The sequence below is a fragment of the Nocardia cerradoensis NBRC 101014 genome, assembly GCF_000308535.1.
Classification (GTDB): domain Bacteria; phylum Actinomycetota; class Actinomycetes; order Mycobacteriales; family Mycobacteriaceae; genus Nocardia; species Nocardia cerradoensis.
In genome coordinates, this window is sequence record NZ_BAFW01000176.1 from 12,577 (window position 1) to 34,016 (window position 21,440).

General features: G+C 70.1%; 14 protein-coding genes and 1 pseudogene. 5 read left to right on the forward strand and 10 right to left on the reverse strand.

Features of this window, described 5'->3' with window-relative positions; genetic code table 11:
* Positions 1-2: 2 nt before the first annotated feature.
* From ON23_RS18745 to ON23_RS18760, 4 genes are all read right to left on the reverse strand, one after another.
* Entirely contained in the window at positions 3-1,247 is a 1,245-nt protein-coding gene (locus ON23_RS18745; RefSeq protein WP_063821295.1) for an MFS transporter, read from the reverse strand.
* A 2-nt stretch (positions 1,248-1,249) separates the two neighbouring features.
* Positions 1,250-2,470: a cytochrome P450 gene (locus ON23_RS18750; protein ID WP_039779765.1), complete on the reverse strand. Its 1,221-nt coding sequence runs from the start codon at positions 2,468-2,470 to the stop codon at positions 1,250-1,252.
* Between the two features lie 157 nt (positions 2,471-2,627).
* On the reverse strand, positions 2,628-3,392 hold the full coding sequence (locus tag ON23_RS18755) for a response regulator transcription factor (protein ID WP_083904071.1): 765 nt from the start codon (positions 3,390-3,392) through the stop codon (positions 2,628-2,630).
* 275 nt (positions 3,393-3,667) lie between these two features.
* Positions 3,668-4,654 (reverse strand): LLM class F420-dependent oxidoreductase, encoded by a 987-nt coding sequence (locus tag ON23_RS18760; RefSeq protein WP_039779766.1) that lies wholly within the window; start codon positions 4,652-4,654, stop codon positions 3,668-3,670.
* A 196-nt stretch (positions 4,655-4,850) separates the two neighbouring features.
* On the opposite strand from ON23_RS18760, the gene ON23_RS18765 reads away from it, so the two are divergent.
* Positions 4,851-6,089, forward strand: a complete 1,239-nt coding sequence (locus ON23_RS18765) for a serine hydrolase domain-containing protein (RefSeq protein ID WP_039779768.1) — start codon at positions 4,851-4,853, stop codon at positions 6,087-6,089.
* 50 nt (positions 6,090-6,139) lie between these two features.
* On the opposite strand, the gene ON23_RS36940 is transcribed toward ON23_RS18765, so the two are convergent.
* Both ON23_RS36940 and ON23_RS39320 read right to left on the reverse strand, forming a co-directional pair.
* Positions 6,140-8,110: a type I polyketide synthase gene (locus ON23_RS36940; protein WP_083904072.1), complete on the reverse strand. Its 1,971-nt coding sequence runs from the start codon at positions 8,108-8,110 to the stop codon at positions 6,140-6,142.
* A 589-nt stretch (positions 8,111-8,699) separates the two neighbouring features.
* A pseudogene (locus ON23_RS39320) lies at positions 8,700-14,318 on the reverse strand (type I polyketide synthase); the annotation flags it as partial.
* A gap of 298 nt (positions 14,319-14,616) precedes the next feature.
* On the opposite strand from ON23_RS39320, the gene ON23_RS39325 reads away from it, so the two are divergent.
* The 4 genes from ON23_RS39325 (at position 14,617) to ON23_RS18795 (ending at position 17,363) form a co-directional block, all read left to right on the forward strand.
* Positions 14,617-14,940 (forward strand): ArsR/SmtB family transcription factor, encoded by a 324-nt coding sequence (locus ON23_RS39325; RefSeq protein ID WP_223273207.1) that lies wholly within the window; start codon positions 14,617-14,619, stop codon positions 14,938-14,940.
* A gap of 180 nt (positions 14,941-15,120) precedes the next feature.
* Positions 15,121-16,353: an MFS transporter gene (locus ON23_RS18785; RefSeq protein ID WP_051042863.1), complete on the forward strand. Its 1,233-nt coding sequence runs from the start codon at positions 15,121-15,123 to the stop codon at positions 16,351-16,353.
* Between the two features lie 2 nt (positions 16,354-16,355).
* Positions 16,356-17,003, forward strand: a complete 648-nt coding sequence (locus tag ON23_RS18790) for a nitroreductase family protein (protein ID WP_218001106.1) — start codon at positions 16,356-16,358, stop codon at positions 17,001-17,003.
* 39 nt (positions 17,004-17,042) lie between these two features.
* Positions 17,043-17,363 carry an ArsR/SmtB family transcription factor gene (locus ON23_RS18795; protein WP_039779771.1) on the forward strand — a complete coding sequence of 107 codons (321 nt, stop codon included), beginning with the start codon at positions 17,043-17,045 and terminating at the stop codon, positions 17,361-17,363.
* Here ON23_RS18795 and ON23_RS18800 read toward each other — a convergent pair.
* The 4 genes from ON23_RS18800 to ON23_RS18815 form a co-directional block, all read right to left on the reverse strand.
* Entirely contained in the window at positions 17,350-17,868 is a 519-nt protein-coding gene (locus ON23_RS18800) for a hypothetical protein (RefSeq protein WP_039779772.1), read from the reverse strand. The genes ON23_RS18795 and ON23_RS18800 overlap by 14 nt on opposite strands.
* Positions 17,865-19,277: an acyltransferase family protein gene (locus tag ON23_RS18805; RefSeq protein ID WP_063821296.1), complete on the reverse strand. Its 1,413-nt coding sequence runs from the start codon at positions 19,275-19,277 to the stop codon at positions 17,865-17,867. Before ON23_RS18805 ends, ON23_RS18800 begins: the two co-directional genes overlap by 4 nt.
* Positions 19,278-19,392: 115 nt before the next feature.
* A complete protein-coding gene (locus tag ON23_RS18810; RefSeq protein WP_051042864.1) occupies positions 19,393-20,403 on the reverse strand; it encodes an SGNH/GDSL hydrolase family protein in 1,011 nt (336 codons plus the stop codon).
* A gap of 53 nt (positions 20,404-20,456) precedes the next feature.
* A complete protein-coding gene (locus ON23_RS18815; RefSeq protein WP_039779773.1) occupies positions 20,457-21,329 on the reverse strand; it encodes a cyclase family protein in 873 nt (290 codons plus the stop codon).
* Between the last annotated feature and the right edge of the window lie 111 nt (positions 21,330-21,440).

Sequence of the window (21,440 nt, forward strand, 5' to 3'; positions counted from 1 at the left end):
GCCTAGGAACCCGCGGGAGTCGGCTGCGCCCCGGAAGACTCCGGCGTCGCGACCGCGGTCCTGCGGCCGAGCAGCAGCGTCACCACCGGGAACACCAGCAGACTGCACACGCCGCACAGCAACCCGACCGACCAGAACGCGGAACCGCCGTCGAGCAGTGCGGCGGCCGCCGCGGTACCCGCCATCATCCCGCCGTACTGCACCGAATAGTTCAGTGCCAGAACGGTTCCGCGCGCATCCGGGCTGAGTTCACTGGCGAGGGTGGTCAGCGCGGACTGGCCGAAACCGACCGCGCCACCCCAGACGATCTGCACCACGATCGCCAGCACGAGCGATCCGGTCGAGAGCGAGAAGGCCAGCACCGACGCCGCGGCTACCAGCGCCGCCACCGCGATGACCCGGCGACGGCCGACGGCATCGGCGAGGCGGCCACCGTAGATGTTGCCCACGACGCTCATCGCCCCGCCGCCGGCCAGCGCCAGCCCGACCCATCCGGTCGTCAGCCCGAAGTTGCTCGCGTAGAACAGTCCGCCGTTGGCGAACATGCCCTGCAGTCCCGCGGTCCACAGGAAGGTGCACAGCAGCGTGAACAGCACCGCCGGATTGCCGAGTGCGGCGCGGAACTGCTGCGCGAAGATGGCCAGCGGCCCCGCGGGTGCGGCGGCGGCCGGCGCACTGTGCGGGACGAACCTGGTCAGCGGCACGAGCAACAGCGCCGCGGCGATGCCGATACCCCAGAATGTCCACTCCCAGGACACGATTCCGGCCAGGAAGGCGCCCGCCGGCACCCCGAGCACCGAGGCGCCCATCATCGCGCCCACGATCACCCCGATCGCCGCGCCCCGGCGTTCGGCCGCCACCGCGCCGGAGACGAAGGCGAGGATGGCCGGCACCAGGATCGCCGCGCCGAGTCCGGAGATCGCGCGGAACACGATGATCGCCGCGAAGCCGGAGGCGAATCCGGTCAGTACCGTGCCGGCCGCGAAGACGGTGAGTCCCGCGGTCATCAGCCGCTTGCGCCCCCAGCGGTCCGAGAGCGGACCGAAGATCGGCGCGGCGATCATGTATGCCAGCGCGTAGGCGGTGACGAGCAGACCGCCGAGCCGGGGCGAGACATGCACGGAATGGGTGATCTGCGGTGCCAGCGGCGAGACGACCAGCGCGTCCAGCCCGACGAAACATCCGCAGATCGCCAATACGGTGAGCCAGCGCCGCTCGGAGACGACGGCGGAATCAGGTTCGGTCACGCTCACCACTCCACCGGAAAAGTGTTGGGCCGCAGCGTGAGCAGGCCACTGGACCAGTCGATGTTCTCCGGCGCGACCGCCAGGCGCAGATTCGGCAGCCGCCGCGCGAGTGTCGCCAGCCCGATCTCCAGTTCCAGCCGTGCCAGTCCGGCGCCGGGGCAGAAGTGACTGCCGTGGCCGAAGGCGACGTGTTTGACATCCTCGCGGGTGAGGTCGAGGCGGTCGGGTTCGGTGACGTGGCGGGTGTCGCGACCGGCGGCGTGCATGATCGGGATGACGCCCTCGCCCTGGCGCACGACGACGTCGCCGATTTCGAGTTCCTCGGTGGCGACCCGGATGAAACCGATTTCCGACGGCGGGGCGTAGCGCAGCAGTTCTTCCACCGCGTGCCGAACGACCTGGCGGTCGTCGACCTGATCGACCAGCAGTCGCCACTGGTCCGGATGCCGCAACACCATGAACGCCGCGCGGCTGAGCGCACTGACCGTGGTGTCGTGCCCGGCGACGAGCAGATTGATCGTCAGCCAGACCAGTTCCTGTTCGGAAAGACGGTCGCCGTCGTCGCGGGCGGTGATCAGATCCGAGAGCAGGTCCTCACCGAGCGCCTCTCGCCGCTGCGCGAGCAGGGAGACGACGTAGGCGGCGGATTCCTCACGCGCGGTGAGTCTTTCGTCGGCGGTGTGCGCGGTGATGCTGACCAGATGGTCGGTCCAGCGCTGGATGTCGGCGCGCCGTTCCCGCGAGGCGCCCAGCAGATCGGTGATCACCCAGATGGGCAGCAGGGCGGCGAAGTCGTGATGCAGATCGGCCGGGCGCGGTCCCGCCTCGAGCTCGTCGACCAGTTCGTCGGCGATCTCCTGGATGCGCGGGCGGATCTGCTCGGCGCGTTTGGGCGTGAACGCGGGCGAGATCAGCCGCCGCAGGCGCCGGTGGTCGGCTCCGTCCTGGCTGAGCAGATTGAAGGGGTTGTCGGCGAAGTCGGGACCGTTGATCACCCGGGGCGCGCCCGGTTCCCGCAGAGCGGCGCGCGACAGCCGAGAATCGGACATCGCGGCGACCACCTCGTCGTAACCGGTCACCGCCCACGCGGTGTCGCCGCTGGGTAACCGCACCTTGGTGACCGGGCACTGGGCGCGCAGTTCCGAGAATCGCTCCGGTGGTTCGCCGAGCGGTCCCAGTGGAAACGGATAGTAGTCGAGCGTCTCGTCGATGGAATTCGACATGGGGATTCCCCCTCCTGGATCGGAAAATGCGACGACGAATGGGAAACTGCCTCGAACGGTGAGTGAGAAGTTCAAAGTTCGATACTTGGCGAACTTTCGAATACCAAGATAACAGCCGATCTTCGACGAGCACAAGAGATCGGCCCCGCCGGAAGACTCAGCCGGCGCGCGAGGCGATGGTCACCGTCGGCCGCAGGTACACGATCGCCTGCGCCCGGGTCCGTACGGACAGTTTGCGCAGGATGTTGGAGACGTGGAACTTCACCGTCTTGTAGCTGACGTGCAACACCTGGGCGATCTCACTGTTGGACAGCCCGTCGGCGACCAGGATCAGGATCTCGTGCTCGCGCTGGGTCAGGCTGTCGAGCGCGGTGACCGGTTTGTGCGCCACCGCGGGGAGGTACGGAGCGGTGGCGTCGAGGACCAGCCGGGTGATCGACGGTGACAACATGGCCTGACCGCGCACCACCGCATCCACCGCGCTCACCAGGTCGACCGCACTCGAGCGGCGCGAGACCAGCCCGCGCGCACCCGCCTGCAGATATCGCAGCAGCAGTGCGCTGTCGGTGCCGTCGGACACCACGACGACGCCGACCTCGCCGCCGGGACGCACCGCGGTCAGGCGCTGAGTCAGGCCGGGGCCGTCCCAGCGCGGCGAGGGGCAGTGGTCGAGCACCACCACATCCGCCTTGTCGGCGGCGACCATCTTCAGTGCCGCTTCGCTGTTGACCGCCGGTCCGACCCAGCCGACATCCGGCATTCCGCGCAGGACGGAGATCAGCCCGCTGCGCATGATCTGCTCGCCGCACACCACGAGAACCCGGGCACGGCCCGAATCCCGCCCGTGGGCGTCGCCGAATTCTCTGGCCGTATTCGGTAGTTCGGTCACGGTCATCAAGGCCCCCAAATTTCCATGGGCCATGAATACAGTGCAGGCCCGGCAGGTGACGAGAGGTGTGGCGGGATGCTCCTATCACAACTCGGGAACAAACCCGACAAATAACGCTAACACCTGGGAACCATTGCGGCAATGTGAGCTGGATTCACGTGGAGTCGAATTCGAGCGCAAACAATTCGCGAACCGGAATAACCGGATTCGAACAGTAACCGGCGAAATACTTGACAAATCCGCGGCGGCGGGAAACCGCACGTAAAATCAGTTGTTCGTCACTTGTGGAAGTACCCTCCCCCCGCGGCTCACCCCCGCGGCGCCAGGTCACGCACGACCTGCAGAACCGCCTCCGGGCCGCCGGCGAACAACTCCGGGGTCGACTGGATCATCAGCACCGGAGTGTCGACCCCGGCCTCGACGTAGCGGTCGATCTGCTCGCGGCAGCGTTCCGGGCTGCCGTGTACCAGGACGCCGTCCACCACGTCGTCGGAGATCGCCTCCCCCGCGCGCCGAAGATCGCCCGCCGCAACATGTTTGCGGACCTGCTCGACCTGATCGCCGCGACCCAGCCACTCGTGGAAGGCGCCGTAGGTCGGCCGGGTGAACAGGTGGGTCAGCATCCGCCGGCCCGACTCGCGCGCGTAGTCGAGATCCTCGGTCGGGCAGACGAAGATGCGGGCGACCAGCTCCCCGCGATCGCGGTCGGCCCCGAGGCCGCGAATCACCGTCGAAATATCCTCGGCGGTGAGGAAATTGGTGATGGCGCCCGCGCCCTCCCGGAAGCCGAGCCGCAACATACCGGTGCGCAGCGCGCCGACCATGAGCTGCGGCGGAATCTCCGCCGGTCGCCCGAGTTCGAAATCCTCGATGGTGAAGGTGTCGAAACGTCCCGCCACCCGGCCGTGTTCGTAGGCGTGACGCAGGAACCGCAGCGTATCGCGCACCCGCCGATAGGGCTCGTCCATCGCGATCCCGTTCATCCCGGTGACCAGCTGCGCTCCGGAGGATCCGATACCCAGCACGACCCTGCCGGGGGCGAGTTCGGCCAGCGCGGCGCCGGTCTGGGCGATGACCGCGGGCCCGCGGGTGTACACCGGCACGACGGCGGTGCCCAGCCGCAGCGACGGCGAACCCCATGCCGCGGCGAGCACCAGCGGTGTGAAGGCATCCACCCCGGCGTACTCCCCGGTCCACGCGTCGGTGTAACCGAGATCGGCCAGCTCGCCCAGTATTCCGCGATGGCGCGGGAGTGGGACGAACGGCAAGGGCAGGGTGATCCCGTAGCGGGACATGACAACCAACTCCACTTCATCTGCGTCGACGACGGCTCGGGCGAGGAGAATTCACCGGCGCGAATTCACCACCGGCACAACATAGTTCGATAGTTGTACATCTATCGAACTAAAGCTACTATTCACGGTGTCGGCTGGCAAGAATCTCGCCGAAAATTCTCTTCTCCGCACTCCGGAAACAGGCAGGGGCCACATCATGAGTGAGATAAAGATCGAAATCGACGCGGCCGAGGCCGGATTGGACCCGGACCGGCTGCGGCGGTTCGACGACTACCTCGACGGCCTGGTGGAAGCGGGCCGCATGCCCGGCTGGGTCGGCATCATCGCGCGCGACGGCAAGATCGCCCACATCGGCACCGGCGGCCACCGCGACCGCGAGGCCGGCCTCGCGATGGAAGCCGACTCCTTGTTCCGCTCCTGGTCGCTGACCAAACCGTTCACCTCCGTCGCGGCGCTGGCACTGTACGAGGACGGGGCCTTCGGGCTCAATGATCCGGTCGCCGACTACATTCCGTCGCTGCGCGATGTGCGCGTGTACACCCGCGGCGGCGGCGCGAACCTGGAGTCGCGGCCCGCGCGCGAACCCATCCGGATCTGGCATCTGCTCACCCACACCGCCGGATTCACCTACGGCTTCCATCATTCCCATCCCGTGGACGAGCTGTACGTCCAACGCGGCTTCGAGTGGAGTGCGCCGCCCGGAATCGACCTGGCGACCGCCGTGGACACCTGGGCTTCGCTGCCGCTGCTGTTCGAACCGGGTACCGCGTGGAACTACGGCGTGAGCACCGACGTGCTCGGCCGGTTGATCGAGGTGGTCTCGGGCAAGTCGCTGGATACCGTTTTCGCCGAACGCATTACGCAGCCGCTCGGATTGCACGACACCAAGTTCTGGATCGAGCCGGAGGAGACCCAGCGGCTCGCCGCGATCTACATGGCCGATCCGGCGACCGGTCTGGCGGTCCGCAACGACGCGATGGGCGGCGACCCCACCCAGCGCCCGACCTGGCTGTCCGGCAGCGCCGGACTGCTCACCACCGCCGCGGACTTCCACACCTTCCTGCAGATGCTGCTGGCGGGCGGAACCTGGAACGGCGCACGGGTGCTCTCGCCGGCCACCGTGCGGTACATGACCACCAATCAGCTGCCCGGCGGCGCCGACCTCGGGAGCTTCGGCCGGCCGGTGCTGCCCGCGCTGACCACGATGGCCGGTCTCGGGTTCGGATTCGGCTTCATGACCGTGCTCGACCCGGCCGCGAGCAAGGTGATCGCGAATCCCGGTGAGTTTTCCTGGTATTCGGCGACCAGCACCTACTTCTTCGTCGACCCGGTCACCCGGATCACGGCACTGGCCTTTCCACAGTTGTTCCCCTCCAAGGCGCTGCCGCTGTTCTCCCGGCTGCGCCAGCTGGTACACGCCGCCGTCATCGAGTGATCGGCGTGGTGACACGAAGGGCGCCGGCCGTGGCCGGCGCCCTTCGCGCGTCAGCGGTCCAGCCATTCGCCCACCGCGCGCGCGGTCGAGGCGGCGTGCTCCTCGAGGATGGTGAAATGGTCGCCCGGCACATCGACGACCGTATGCGGCAGCGTCCACGCCGACCGCCAGTCCAGATCCTCGAGCGCCGCGCCGGTGTGGTCGCGCAGCGGCTCGGACGCCCGGACCAAGAGCGTCGGCGCCGTGATCGGCTCCGGCCGCCAGTGCGCGAAAAGCGGTATGTACCAACCCATCGCCGACAACCGCACGCCGTCGGCGAGCCCGAATCCGGCCTGCCGATCCAGCACGCCACCGATCACCCGATGCTGGGCACGCCGCAGCAGATCCGCATCGGGCAGGTAGGTGTCCAGCAGCACCACCCCGGCGACGCGAAGTCCGTCGCGTTCGAGCCGTGCGGCCACCGCGTGCGCCAGCCAGCCGCCGGACGAGGTTCCGGTCAGCACCACCTCCGCCCGGGCGGCGATCGGCCGGACGATCTCGGTCTGCAGATCGATGACCGCCTCGATCGTCGCGGGCAGACTGTCACCGCTGACGAAGCCGGGAGCGGGTAACGCCGAAACCTTGCGCTGCCCGCGGAATTCGTCGGCGAAACGGGTGTACACCTGCGCACCGGTCATCGCCACCAGCGCGGAGAAGCAGATCACCTGGGGGCCGCCGTCGCCGTCGGCGAGGGTGACCGGATCCGGATGCGGCACCGTGGCCGCGCTGTCGAACATCGGCCGCAGCCGCGCCGCCTCGCGCAGCAGCGCCATACCCTCCGCGAATTTGCCCGATTCGAACGCCTGGTGGAACAGCATGCTGACCGGGTCGGCCGGGGCGACCGGCGGCTCGTCGGTGAGGGCGAGTTCGGATCCGAGCGCCTTGGCCAGCTCGCTGGCGGTGGCGTGGTCGAACAGGAAGGTCACCGCGATCGACAGCCCGGTCGCGGCATTGAGCCGATTGCGCAATTCGACCGTGGTCAGGGAGTCGAAACCCAGCTCGAGCAGATTGCGATCGTCGTCGTCGGCACGCGGGGCGTCGTAGCCGAGCACCGCGGCGATCTCGGCGCGAACCAGTTCGAGCAGGGCGCGGTCGGCCTCGTCCTCGGGCAGGGCGGCGAGGCGTTCGGCGAAATTCCGGCCCGTCGTGGCCTCCGCGGGCTCGGCGGCCGGCTGCGCCTCGGGCAGCTCCGCCAGCAGCGGGAGCGGTCGCGCGGCGGTGAGTACCGGCGCCAGGCGCGTCCAGTCGATATCGGCCACGAGCAGCCCGCTCTCCCCCGCGCGCAGCGCGCGTTCGAGATGGTCGAGTGCCGCGTCGGGGTCCATCGGCAGGACTCCCTGCCGCCGCCACCGCTGCGCCGCACCGGGTTCGGCGGCCATACCGCCGCCGTCCCACGCACCCCAGGCGATCGAGGTGGCGGGCAGGCCGAGTCCGCGCCGATGTGCGGCCAGCGCATCGAGATAGGCATTGGCCGCGCCGTAGACGCCCTGGTCCGCACTACCCCAGACGGCCGCGCCCGAGGAGAACAGGACGAAGGCGTCCAGCTCACCGGTCAGTTCATGGAGATACTGTGCCGCAACGGCTTTCGGCCCGATGACGCGGGCGATGTCGGCGGCGGTCACCTCGGTGACGGGCGTGCTGTCCACGACGCCCGCGGCATGGACGACCGTGCGGAGGTCGGCGATGTCGCCGATCACCCGGGCCAGTGCCGCGCGGTCGGTGATGTCGCAGGCCACGATGGTGACCGCCGATCCGAATTCCGCGCGCAGTGCTGCCGCGTTCGGCGCGGCGGGACCGCTGCGGCTGAGCAGGACCACGTGGTCGGTGCCGGTTCGCAGCAGCCACCGGGCCACCCGGGCGCCGATCGCGCCGGTTCCCCCGGTGACCAGCGCCGAACCCCGGGAACGCCACGGCGCGCGGTCGTTCCGCGCGTGGGCGCGCACCAGCCGGCGCGCGAACAGACCCGACGGGCGCACCGCCATCTGATTCTCCGTCGCGGTGCTCAGGGCATGCTCGAGCGTGGCGACGAGATCCGCGTCCAGTGGTGTCGCGGGCAGGTCGATCAGGCCGCCCCAGCGGTCCGGGCGCGCCAGCGCGAGGCTGTAGCCGAGACCCCACAGCACGCTCTGCGCCGGGTCGGCGAGCGGCTCCCCCGCCACGCCCACCCGCCCCGCGCGTGATCACATACAGCGGAACGGATTCGGGGAGCCCACGCAGCAGTTCCAGGGTTTCGCCGATATCGCTGCGGAACGACAGCGCACCGCGCAACGGCCCGGAGTCGCGGTCGTCGGTGACCTCGAGCCTCGATCGCGACAGCGCGTCCCGCACCTCGTCCGGCGCGCCGACGAGCAACCATCGTCCGGCCGGGCGCGCCGTGGCCGGCGGCAGTGCGCGCCAGTCGACGCGGTAGCGCCAGTCGTCGGCGGTGCGCGCGCGAGGCGGTTCGGCGGACAGCCAATAGCGTTGGCGCCGGAAGGTGTACGTCGGCGCGTCGGCGTCCGGTGCGGCGCCGATGACGCGCGGCCAGTCGACAGGCAGCCCGCGCACCCAGCCGTCGCCGGCCGCGGTGAGCAGCCGGTCCAGCCCGCCCTCCCCGCGTCGCAGCGATCCGACCACGACGCCGTCGGCGCCCACCGTCTCCTCCACCGCACCGACCAGGCCGGGGTGCGGGGAGGATTCGACGAAGAAGCGGAATCCGTCGGCGGCCAGCGCCGCCACCGCTCCGGCGAAGTCGACGGGTTCACGCAAGTTCCGGAACCAGTAGGCCGCATCCAATTCGGCGGTGTCGAGCAGGCCACCGCGCACCGAGGAGTAGAACGCGACCGCGGAGCTGCGCGGACGCAACGACACGAGCCGGTCCACCAGTTCGTCGTGGACCGCCTCCACCGCGGGGGAATGGGAGGCGTAGTCGACATCCACCCAGCGCACCCGAACACCCTCGGCCTCGACACCGTCGGCGACCGTGCGTAAGGGCTGCGAATCTCCGGACAGCACAACGACTTCGGGCCCGTTGACGGCGGCGACGACCACGCCGTCCACGAGCCGCGGCCGGATCCGCTCGGGCGCGGCCCACACCACGGCCATCCCGCCGGAGCCGCTCAGTTTCCGCGCGATCAGCCGCGACCGCGTCACGACGATGTGCACGGCGTCCGCGAGGGTCAGACCGCCCGCGACGAACGCCGCCGCGACCTCCCCCTGGGAATGGCCGGCCACCGCCTCCGCGCCGATCCCCCACGACGCCCACACCAGCGCCACCCCGACACTCATCGCGAACAGCGCGACCTGCACCACGTCGACGCGGTCGAGCGGTTCGGCCCCGTCCCGATCGAGCAGCACGTCCCGGACGGACCAGCCGGCCGCCTCCCGCACCACCACGTCCAGGGTCGACACCCAGGCGCGGAAGACCGGCGACGATTCCCACAGCTGCGCTCCCATCCCCGCCCACTGGCCGCCCTGGCCGGGGAACAGCACGGCCACGCCCTCGACCGGCTCGAATCGAAACCCGAACGCCGCCAGCAATTCCGGGAAGGTCAGCGCGGCAGTGCCGAGCGGCACCGGCTCGTCCTCGTGCGAGGCCGGCGTCGGCACGGCCGCGACCACCCGCGTCGGTGCGTCGGCGATCCGGTGCAGTGCTTCGGCGAGGTCCTCCGGGGTGCGCCCGATCACCACGGCGCGCTCGGCCAGCGTGGCGCGGGTGGCGAGCGCGGCGGCGACCGAGCGCGGATGCGGTGCGTCCGGCCGCCGGGCGAAATCGGCCAGCGCGGCGGCATGTTCGCGCAAACCGTCGGCCGAGGCCGCCGACACGATCCACGGCACCGGCCCGCTGCGCGCCACGGGTGCCGAGTCCGCGACCGCCGGCGCCTGTTCCAGCACCACGTGCGCATTGGTTCCGCCGATGCCGAACGAGGACACCGCCGCGCGCCGCGGGCGGCCGCTCGCCGGCCAGGGCTCGTTGCGGGTCAGCAGTTCCACCTGCCCTGCGGCCCAATCGATCAGCGGTGACGGGCGGTCGGCGTGCAGAGTGCGCGGCAGCACGCCGTGCCGCAGCGCCTGCACCATCTTGATCACGCCGCCGACGCCCGCGGCCGCCTGACTGTGCCCGATATTGGATTTCAGCGATCCCAGCCGCAGCGGATGCCCGCCCGCCCGGTCGCGGCCGTAGGTCGCCAGCAGCGCATGGGCCTCGATCGGATCACCGAGCGCGGTTCCGGTGCCGTGTCCCTCCACCACATCGACGTCCGCCGTGGTCAACCCGGCATCGGCCAGGGCCCGGCGGATCACGCGCTCCTGAGAGGGCCCGTTCGGCGCGGTCAACCCGTTGGACGCCCCGTCGGAGTTGACCGCGCTGCCGCGCAGCACGGCCAGCACGCGGTGGCCGTGGCGCCGCGCATCCGACAGACGTTCCAGCAGGAGCACTCCCACGCCTTCGGCCCAGCCGGTGCCGTCGGCGCCCGCACCGAAGGCACGGCAGCGGCCGTCCGGTGAGAGTCCGCGCTGCTGGGAGAATTCGATGAAGATGCCCGGTGTGGACATGACCGTCGCACCGCCGGCCACGGCGAGCGAGCATTCGCCGCGACGCAGGGCGGCCGCCGCGAGGTGCAGGGCGACCAGCGAACTCGAGCACGCGGTATCCACCGTCAGCGTCGGCCCGGTGAAGCCGTAAACGTAGGAGATCCGGCCCGAGGCCACGCCTCCGGTGGTGCCGGTCAGGACGTATCCGGCAGCCCGTTCGCCGGCCTCGCTCATGCGCGGCCCGTAGTCGGGCGCCATCGCGCCGATGAAGACGCCGGTATCGCTGCCGCGCAGCGCGTGCACGTTCAGCCCGGCGCGTTCGAACAGCTCCCACGAGGTCTCGAGCAGCAGGCGCTGCTGCGGATCCATCGCGGCCGCCTCGCGCGGTGAGATCCCGAACAGTTCGGCATCGAATTGCGGTGCGTCGTAGAGGAATCCGCCCGCGCGTGCCGACGACTTGCCGACCCGGCCGGGCTCGTCGTCGAACAGCCCGGCCAGATCCCAGCCTCGGTCGGCCGGGAACGGGCCGATCGCATCCCGCCCGGCAACCACCAGGTCCCAGAGTTTCTCGGGGGTGTCGGCGCCCCCGGGATACCGGCAGGCCATCGAGACGATCGCGATCGCATCGGCATCGTCGGTGCTGGTGTCCTGGATGCCGTCGCCGGCAAGAGGGGTCGGAAGTTCCTGGGCGGGCGAGTCGTTCAGGAGATTCGTGAGGTGGTCGGCGAGCCGGTCGGGGCTGGGGTGGTCGAACAGGACCGACGCGGGCAGCGACAATCCGGTCGCGAGCGACAGCCGGTTGCGTAGTTCGATCGCCATCACCGAATCGAATCCACTGCCGGTGAAACTCACCGCGGCGTCGGAGATGTCCGCGGCACCGACCGCCGCCGCCTCGGCACGAATGAGCCCGAGCAGTTCCCGGCGGCGACGGGCCGGCGGCAGCGCGTGCCAGCGTGCGCCGGGGTCCGGACGGCCGGGCTCCGCGGCGGTCGCCGCACCGGGCCAGAAGGTGGTGCGGCGGAACGAGTATTCCGGTGCGCGCCGCCGCGGCCCCGGCCCGACGACCGAGGCCCAGTCGACGCCGACGCCGGCGACCCATGCCTGGGCCAGCGACTCCAGCAGGCGGTTCGCCCCACCGTCGTCCCGGCGCAGCGAACTCAGCACCACGACCCGCGGGCCCGCCGCATCCTCCACTGCCCCGGCCAGACTCGGATGCGGCGAGCATTCGACGAAGGTCCGGAGTCCGTCGGCGAGCAGGGCATCGACAGCGCCGGCGAAATTCACCGGTTCCCGCAGGTTGCGGAACCAGTACTCGGCGTCCACTCCGGCCGCGTCCAGGCGCGCACCGGTGACCGAGGAATAGAACGGCACCTGCGTGCGGCGGGGCCGCACCGCGGCCAATTCGGCCACCAGCTCCGCGCGCACGGGCTCGACCTGGGGCGAGTGCGACGCGTAGTCGACGTCCACCCAGCGCACCCGCACGCCCTCGTCGTCGTAACGAGACACCAACGCCGCCAATGCCTCCGGCGCACCGGTCAGCACCGTCGTCGCCGGGCCGTTGATCGCGGCCACCGACACCGCGCCGACCAGACGGGCCCGCACCGCATCCGCCGGTGCCCACACCACGGCCATGCGTCCGGCGCCGCTGAGCCGCCGCGCGACCAGTGCCGAGCGGCCGGCGACCACGCGCACGGCGTCGCCGAGGGTCAGCGCGCCCGCTACGAAGGCCGCCGCCACCTCGCCCTGGGAATGGCCCACCACGGCGTCCGGCGCGATCCCCCAGGACGCCCACACCAGCGCGATTCCGACCATCGTCACGAACAGGGCCGGCTGCACCACGTCGACCCGGTCCAGCGACGGTGCGCCGTCCACATCGAGCAGCACCTCCCGCACCGACCATCCGGCCTCGGCCGCGATCACCTCGTCCGCCACGCGCACCCAGGCGCGGAACACCGCGGAGGTCTCCCACAGACGCGCTCCCATACCGGCCCACTGACCGCCCTGCCCCGGGAAGACGAAGGCGACGGATTCGGCCGCGGCAGCAGGGAAGTCCCACAGCTCCGTCAGCTCCCGGAAGGTCACCGACGGGCCTGCCGGGACGGGCAGCTCGCGATCGTCGGACCAGACGTCCCGCGCGGGGACCACCCGGGATTCGCTCTGCGAAACCTGTCGCAGCCCAGCGGAAAGCTCCTCCGCGTTCGGCGCGAAGACGACCGCGCGTTCGGTCAGGCCGGAGCGAGCGGCGAGCGTGCGTGCGATCTCCGGCAGCGCGGCATCCGAATCGGGGATGCCCGCCCGCAGATCCGCGGCCAGCGCCCGCAGTCCCGCGTCCGAGACCGCCGAGAAGACCCAGGGCACCGGCCGGGGCGCGACAGCCGGACCGGAGGGAGTGTGGCCGCTCGCCGGTCGATCCGCCACGGCCGGCTCCGGAGCCGCGACGACCACGTGGCAATTCGTGCCACCCATACCGAAGGCCGAAACCCCCGCCACACGTTCGCCGTCCGGCCAGGCGCGCCGGTCGGTCACCACCTCGAGTCGCCAATCCTTCCATCGCACAGCGGGATTCGGGGTCCGAAAGTTCAGACTCGGCGGTAGTTCACCGTGGTGCACGGCAAGCACCACCTTCAGCAGGCCGGCGATTCCGGCCGCACCTTCGAGATGCCCGATGTTGGTCTTCGCCGATCCGACCAGCAGCGGGGTGCGGCGCGGCACACCCAGTTCGGTGCCGAGCGCCTCGGCCTCCACCGGATCACCCACCCGCGTCCCGGTTCCGTGCAATTCCACATAGGCCACCGCGGCCGGGTCGACACCGGCCGCACGGTACGCCTCGCGCAGTACGGCACGCTGCCCGTCGACCGTCGGCGTGGTGAGATCCTTTCCCGCGCCGTCGTTTCCGAGCGCACTGCCGCGCAACACGGCGTAGATCCGATCCCCGTCGGCGAGCGCCTGCGGCACCGTCTTGAGGACCACGAAGCCGCCGCCCTCGCCGCGGACGAAACCGTTGGCCCGGGCGTCGAAGGTGTAGCAGCGACCGTCCGGCGACAGCCCGCCGAACCGCGACATCCGCACCGCACTGTCCTCGACCAGATTCAGTTGCACCCCACCCGCCAGCGCGGTGGTCGATTCGCCACGCCGCAGGCTCTCCATCGCCAGATGGACCGCGACCAGCGACGAGGACTGTCCGGTGTCGACGGTCAGGCTGGGACCGCGCAGGCCGAGCAGGTAGGAGATCCGATTCGCGATCACGCCGCGACTGGCGCCCACACCGGTGTGGTGTGCGATCGCCGCATCGCCGCGGCGCTGCTGCACGATGCGGTAGTCGTCGGCCATCGCGCCCACGAATACTCCGGTGCGGCCGACCCGGCGGCCGAGGGCGTCCTCGAACGCCTGCCAGGCCAATTCCAGCATCAACCGCTGCTGCGGGTCCGTCTCGATCGCCTCACGCGCGGAGATGCCGAAGAAGGCGGCGTCGAAATCCGTGACGGTGTCGAGGAATCCGCCTCGCCGCAGCGATTCGTCGGCGGAGCGCCACCGCTCGGGCGGGGTGTCGGTGATCGCGTCGGTGCCGCTGCGCAGCAACTGCCAGAAGGCCCGCGGGTCGGGCGCCTGCGGTAAGCGGCACGACAGTCCGACCACGGCGATGGCGGTCCGGGACGGGGGTAGGGGAACCATGCTCATTCGGCCACTTCCGTTGCTGTGCGAACGACCGCGAGGTCTGTGCGAGCGTCGGCCGGCATCGTCGCCAGGGCCGCGGGTGAGGCCCGGAGGTCCGGCGACTGGACAGCGCCGGTCTGTGCACCCTCGGGCGGCTCGGCTCAGTCTGTCCGAGCAGGGAGGGGCGCGTCTTCGGCCGCAGGCACGGATCGGCGGCCGCGGTACCGGTCCGGGGCCCGGCCCGGCCTCCGGGGCCGCGGACCGGGTCGCCACCTCGTTCGACTATCATCGAAATAGCAGAGGTGAGCGGAAGGCGGTCGTGGTGGCTCGAGTCGTTAATCAGCCGGCGCGCGAGGACATCGAATTGACCGCGGTCTTCCATGCGCTCAGCGATCCGGCACGGTTGCGCATCGTCTGCGATCTGGCCGACCGCACCGACGAGATGTCGTGCAGCGAACTGACGGTCGAGATGTCGAAATCGACCCTGTCCCACCATCTGAAGGTGCTGCGCGAGGCGGGACTCACGGTGACCCGCGTCGACGGTACGCGGCGGATGGTGTCGCTGCGCGCGGACGATCTGGACGCCCGCTTCCCGGGCCTGCTGCGGACCGTCGTCACGGTCGCACCACGCCCCGTTCGCGCCTAGACCGCGAAAAACGTTCCGCGGCAGCGGAAGACAGCCCGGCCGGAAACGCCGGATCTGCCCTCGTCGCCTGGGCACGCGTTCTCACAACCGTTGACGCCCCTACGGGCCTGTGTCACCATGTGAATCACATTTCGATTGTTTTCGAAGTCTCTTACAATCCCCCGAAGTAGGTGTACACGCATGGTTTCACCGACCCCACCCGTCATCGACGATCCGGATCGCGCCACGCGCCGGCTGCTGATCGTCGGTTCCATCTGCGCGGCGCTCGTCGGCCTCGACGCACTGGTCGTCGCGCCCCTCGCCCCCACCATCACCCGCTCCACCGGCGCCTCGATCGACTCCGCCGGACTGCTGGTCACCACCTACGCACTGGTCTACGCGGTGACCGGCCCCCTGTTCGGCCCGGTCTCCGATCGCTGGGGCCGGCGCAATGTGATCCTCACCGGCCTGGTCGCCTTCAGCCTGGGCACGGCGCTGACCGGTGTGTTCTCGAATTTCGCTGTGCTGCTGGTGTTTCGCGGTGTCGCCGGGCTCGGCGCCGCGATGATGGTGCCGAGCATCTTCGCCGCCGTCGCCGACGTCGTCGCGCCGGAACGCCGCGGCCGCGCGATCGGCATCATCATGGGCGCGCTCACCGGCTCCTCGCTGATCGGCGTCCCGCTGGGCTCCTTCGCCGCCGACGCCCTGAGCTGGCGGGTGACGTTCTGGGTGATCGCCGCGCTGGCGGTGCTCGCACTGGTGGCGGTCCCGCTGTCGCTGCCGCAGCTGCCGCCCGCGGCCGCCGACTCCGACGTGAGCCCGCTGCGCGCCTATGTGGGCAAGTTCCGGGCCGCGTTCAGCAATCCGACGGTGATCTTCGTGCTGCTGTCGACGTTCTTCTGGACGGCGGGCAACCAGGGCATGTGGGCCAATATCGGGGTCTATTTCCATACCAACTTCGATCTCTCCACGACCGCGATCGGCCTGGTCCTGCTGGTCATCAGCGCGGTCGGGGTGCTGGGCAACTTCCTCGGCGGACGGCTCACCGACCGATACGGCAAGCGTGCGGTCATCGCCGCCGCCGGTGTATCGGTCGCGGTCGCGCTGGTCGCGTTCTCGAGCCTCAGCGGCGCCCTCGTTCCGCCCGTGGTGATCGCCGCGCTGTGGGTGCTGGCGTTCAACATAGGAGCGTCCTCGATCACGACGCTGGTGAGCGAACTCAGTCCCAGCGCCCGCGGAACCGCTCTGGGCTTGAATTCCTCCGCACTGTACGCGGGTTCGACGATCGGCACCTCGGCATCGGTCGCGGTGTTGTCGGGCACGCACAGCTTCGTCTGGCTGGGCGTCGCCTGCGCGATCTCGTGCCTGCTGGTCTTTCCGATCGTGGTGTTGCTCGTGCGTGAGCGCGCGGTGGCCGAGGCGGTGGCGGCGTAATGGTGACGAGGCTGAATCTCACGACCGACGAACTGCTCACCACCACCCGGGCGGTGCGCAAACGACTCGACCTGACCCGCCCGGTCGAGCGCGAGGTGCTCGAGGAGTGCCTGCACCTGGCCACCCAGGCGCCCACCGGGCGCAATCGGCAACGCTGGGCGTTCGTGGTGGTCACCGATCCGGAAAAGCGTGCGGCCCTGGCGAATCTGTACCGCAAGGGGCTGATGGCGCCGACCGAGGCGGTCCCCGAGGACGGCATCGACTGGCGCGACGACCCGGCTCAGATCCAGCGCGGTCACGACAGCGGCCATCATCTGTTCCGGTATCTGCACCAGGTGCCGGTTCTGCTGGTGCCGTGTGTGCACATCGTGCGGCGCACCCGTCCCGGAGCTGTCGACCTGGCCAACAGTTTCGGCTCGATCCTGCCGGCCACCTGGAGCTTCATGCTGGCCGCCCGGGAACGCGGCCTGGGCACCGTGTGGACCACACCGCATCTGCAGTACGAGCGGGAGGCGGCCGAATTGCTGGGCATACCGTACGAATCGGTGCTGCAGACCGCGCTGATTCCGGTGGCCTACACCATCGGCACCTCGTTCCGCCCGGCGGCGCGCACCGACCTGGACAACGTCGCACACTGGGACACCTGGTGAGCGCGGCCGAGCCGTACGCGACGCCGGTAGACTCGCACAGTGCGCGCGCTCGAACATCCCTCCGTCGACTCGGTCGCCCTGCCCACTCTGCTGCAGGCCCTCGCCGATCCGGTGCGCCTGGACATCGTTTGCAAACTGATGCAGCGCGAGGCGATCACCTGCGGCGGATTCGATGTCCCGGTGAGCATGTCCACCCTGTCGCACCATCTGAAGGTGCTGCGGATGGCGGGTCTGCTGCGCGTCATCCAGGAGGGCAGCTACCGCCGCAACGAACTGCGCTACGACGAGGTCGAGACCCGCTTCCCCGGAGTACTGAGCTCGATTCTGCGCAATGTGCACGAGGGCATCACGGCTTCCTGAACGTCCGCACCAGCGGCCCGGTCGTGCTGGTGACACCGGTCGCGGTGGCACATCCGGCCAGATCGGGCGTCAGGTAGACCCCGGCGCCGTCCACCTGATCACCGAGGAATTCGCCGTCGACGACCGTGCCGGATACGACGATCACCGTCTGCCCGGCCGGTCGGTCGGCGAAGACCGTGCGGAAGCGAAACGTGCTGTGACGTCCGTTGTTCCACTCGATACGGGAGGTGCCGACTCCCGCCGCCGGACCGCAGCCGATCTCCGCCCGGCCGCCGGCGTGGGTGGTGCCGCCGGTGATCGACGCATCGCTCGAAGTGCACGACAGCGTCGCGTCGGTGACGATGGTCGTCGGCCGCGCGGTGGCGGTGAGCCCGGGCGTGTAGGTGACGGTACTGGTTCCGGCGCAGCTTGTTTCGATGTCACCGGCGCGTGCGGACGGCGCGGTGCACAGGGTCACCGCCACCGTCCATGCCAGAACCACCGCCGTGACGATCAGCGCTCTCATCGCTCCACTCCGTCCACCGCAGGCGACTCCCGCACAGCCGCAGGCGGGTCGAGCACCGCCGCGGGCGAGTCCGGCACCGCGGGCGAATCGAGCACCGCCACGGGGGAATCGACCACCGCCGGAGGCGAATCGATCTCAGCGACAGGCGAATCCGACACCGCCGCAGGCGAATCGACCACCGCGATCGACGGTGCGGCGGCACCACCGCGGGCACCCGCTGCGTCCGCCGACCTTCCGGTGTCCGCCGCCACCCCGGCGAGCGAGGTCAGCGTCGCGGTCGATACGGCCGGTAGCGACGACTCCCGCCGGCGCGGACGACTCCACCGGCGCACGATCGGCGATTCCACCGCCGAGTACAGGCCCCAGGCGAGCAGGACATCGACCACCAGCAGCCCCAGCACGACCGCGAGCGCGACCGGGGTGGACCAGGCCGCCTGGATACCGAACAGCCGGACCCGGTAGTGCAGTACCAATTCGTGAATCATGTAGAACGCGAACGAGATATCGCCCAGCCACACCACGAAGCGCGCCCGCCACAGCGACGGGGTACCCCGCACATCGGCGCGCGCGCCCGCCAGGATCAGCAGCGCGATCGGCACGATGGTCACCGCGTCGAGCGCGAACAGGTACGGCGCGTACAGCAGACCCACATATCCCAGCACCGCCAGGCCGGTCGCCGGCGCGAGGGACAGCGGCGCGCGCCGGCCCGACAGCAGCAGTTTCGCCAGCAGGATACCGAGCAGGAAGTCCAGGGTGCGCACCGGCGGGAACAGGTAGACGAACCAGAACTGGTACACCGGCACATCCGGTGCGAACGGAACCCGCGGCCGATCGGGGAGCAATTGCGCGATCAGCGGGAGCACGACGATGACGGCGATCACCGCGATCGTCGCCGCCCAGAGCCGTTCGGCCCGAATCCGGTTCACCGCGGCCAGCAGCCAGGGGAACAGCAGATAGAAGAACGCCTCGCAGCACAGCGACCAGGCGACGGTGTTCATACTGGCGAAGTTCTGCACGATCGGCAGCCAGGTGTGCACGAGCAGCAGATTGGGAATCGCCACCCCCGCGGTGACCGTCTTTCCCGTCCACAGCAGCAGCGCGAACGCGATCGCCCAGGTGAGCACGTGGTTGGGGTAGATCTTCACCGCGCGGCGTCGCCAGAAACCCACCGTGGTGTCGCCGGGTCGCGCCGACCACGCCAGCACGAAACCGCTGAGCACGAAGAAGAATCCGACACCGGCCCACCCGGCCCGTTTCACCAGGAACGAGGCGGTGTCGGCGGCGCCGGCATCGGCGAAGAACCCCTCCAGCGATACATGCGTGCAGAACACGAGAAGTGCTGCGGCGAAACGCATTCCGGTCAGTGTCGGCAGGCGGGGAACCTTGGTCGGTTGCGATGTGTCGGTCACGGAGCACCCTCCTGACGGGCGAAGGAAACGACGGCCCATCAAGTGTCGAAAAGGGTTGTCCGGTCGTCTTCGGGCAACGGACCGGTTCGCCGGCCCGCCCTCGGTCCGGTCCGCGTCAGGACCGGACCGGTGCCGTAGTGGCCAGCGCCGCGGCGAGCCGGGGTCCGAAGCGCTCGGCGATCAGCGCGTCGCCCGCCGCATCCGGATGCAGGCCGTCGACGGTGAGCGCGGCATCGCCGGCCCCGAACAGTTCCGCGCCGGAGACGAGATGCAGATTGTCGTCGCCCAGCCGCTGCAGGACCGCCACCACGTCCTCGACCAGCGCCCGGACGTCGCGCAGCGTGAGGCCGTGTGGATTCGGTTCGTTCTCGCGCTGCACCCACACCGGCGGCGAGAACGCGACCACCGGAACATCCGGATGCGCCGCGCGGATCGTCTCCAGGAATCCCGCCGCGAGCCCGCCCAGGGACCGGGCGGTGAACGGTCCGCGGATGTAGAGGTTCGGCCCCAGTTCCACCGAGATCAGGTCCGCGGGCCGGGCCGCGATGGCACGGGCGACGAACGGGTCCAGATAGGCCTGGGCGGCGAATCCCAGATTCAGCATGCGCCAGCCGTGGGTTCGCGCGATCCGGGCCGGCCAGGTATCGCTGGGCGCCTCGGTGATCAGGCACTGGGTGAGGGAGCTGCCGTAGGTGATCCAGCGCGGACCGTCGGATTCCCAGGGTTCCACGGTCGCGCCGGCCGGCACCGACGGGGCTCCGACCCGCGTCACGGCGCCGCGGTGCGGCAACCACAGCTCGACCCGGGAACGCGTGCCGGGCAACGCCACAACCATATCCTCGGCACCCGAGCCCACCGGGACGCGCTGGGTGAGCCGCCCGTCGACGAAGACGTCGACGAACCGCGGCCGCGGCTGCCAGATCGGAGTGGAGTGCACGGGCAGGGTCACCTCGGCCGCATCGGTCACCAGTCCGAGCCGCACTCCCGTCGCCACGGCCGCGTGCTCGGCCAGTTCCGGAGAGAACGCGGCCGCCAGCCGGTCCGGAGGCAACCGCCACGGCTGCCGCCACTGCCCCGCGTCGCTCACCGCGACCACGCCGTCCCAGTTCACCAGATCATCGGTCACATTTCGATTGTCGTCGAAATCATGAAGAAATGTCCAGTACCGGTGCGGGCCGATCAGAACAGCGCGAAAACTCGTGCGGGCCCGCCGGTTCCGCCGCCGTGTTTGGGCGCGCCCACGATCAGCGTCGCGCCCGCGTCGGGTACCTGATCCAGGTCGGCGAGCGATTCGACGCCATAGCGCCCCGCCGGCAACCAGCTGCGATGCACCGGAACCGCATGGTCGCTACCCCGGTCCAGACCCGTGGAATCGACACCGATACCGACCACCCGGCGTTGCCGGATCAGGAAATCCGCGGCCTCGGCACTGAATCCGGGCCAGCGATACACATTGCGCCGCTCGTCGTAGTTGAGATAGGCGCCGGGCACCGAAATGCGCCGCGACCACCCCGAATCCATCGCCACGAAGGCGCCGTCGGGCAGGGGGCCGTGCGTCGCCTCCCAGGCCCGGATGTCGGCCACGGTCACCGCCGCGGACGGATCCCGCGCCGCCCGATCGGCGATCCGCAGCACCGCCAGCGGCGCCACCAGCTGGTCGGCGGGAATCCGGTCCACCGACAAACCCCCGTCGCTGAAATGCAGGGGTGCGTCGACATGGGTGCCGACATGTTCGTAGGTGACGATCTCGTCGCCGTTGTATCGGTTCTCCGCCATCCGGGCCACCGGAATCAACTGCGGCGGTTTGCTCACCTGTGTCCACACCGGAAAGTCCGGGGTCACGGTGTGGGTCAGATCGACGACCCGGCCGAATCCGCGACCGCGCCCGGACGCCGCCTGCACCGGCGACGCACCCGTCGTGACGACCCCGGCCGCACCGACCACCAGACCCGTGGCCAGCGTCTTCAGGAATCCCCGGCGAGCCGGACGGGGCGGGGCGGCGACCAGGCCGCACGGCGACGCCACACTGTCGATCAGTTCCGGAGCACACACAGCCGATCTCCTTTCGCGACGGTGCCCCCAGTGTGCTGGCGCGCCGGGGCCGCGTCTTCGGCCCGTGGTCCGGATCCACGCCCCGGTCCACGGCCCAGGATCGCCCGGCCT

Bases quoted from the DNA above. Each gene is read 5' to 3' on its own strand.
- ON23_RS18750 (WP_039779765.1), bottom strand. From the start codon at position 2,470: ATGTCGAATTCCATCGACGAGACGCTCGACTACTATCCGTTTCCACTG.
- ON23_RS18755 (WP_083904071.1), bottom strand. From the start codon at position 3,392: ATGGCCCATGGAAATTTGGGGGCCTTGATGACCGTGACCGAACTACCG.
- ON23_RS18760 (WP_039779766.1), bottom strand. From the start codon at position 4,654: ATGTCCCGCTACGGGATCACCCTGCCCTTGCCGTTCGTCCCACTCCCG.
- ON23_RS18765 (WP_039779768.1), top strand. From the start codon at position 4,851: ATGAGTGAGATAAAGATCGAAATCGACGCGGCCGAGGCCGGATTGGAC.
- ON23_RS36940 (WP_083904072.1), bottom strand. From the start codon at position 8,110: ATGGCGGTGCGCCCGTCGGGTCTGTTCGCGCGCCGGCTGGTGCGCGCC.
- ON23_RS18785 (WP_051042863.1), top strand. From the start codon at position 15,121: ATGGTTTCACCGACCCCACCCGTCATCGACGATCCGGATCGCGCCACG.
- ON23_RS18800 (WP_039779772.1), bottom strand. From the start codon at position 17,868: ATGAGAGCGCTGATCGTCACGGCGGTGGTTCTGGCATGGACGGTGGCG.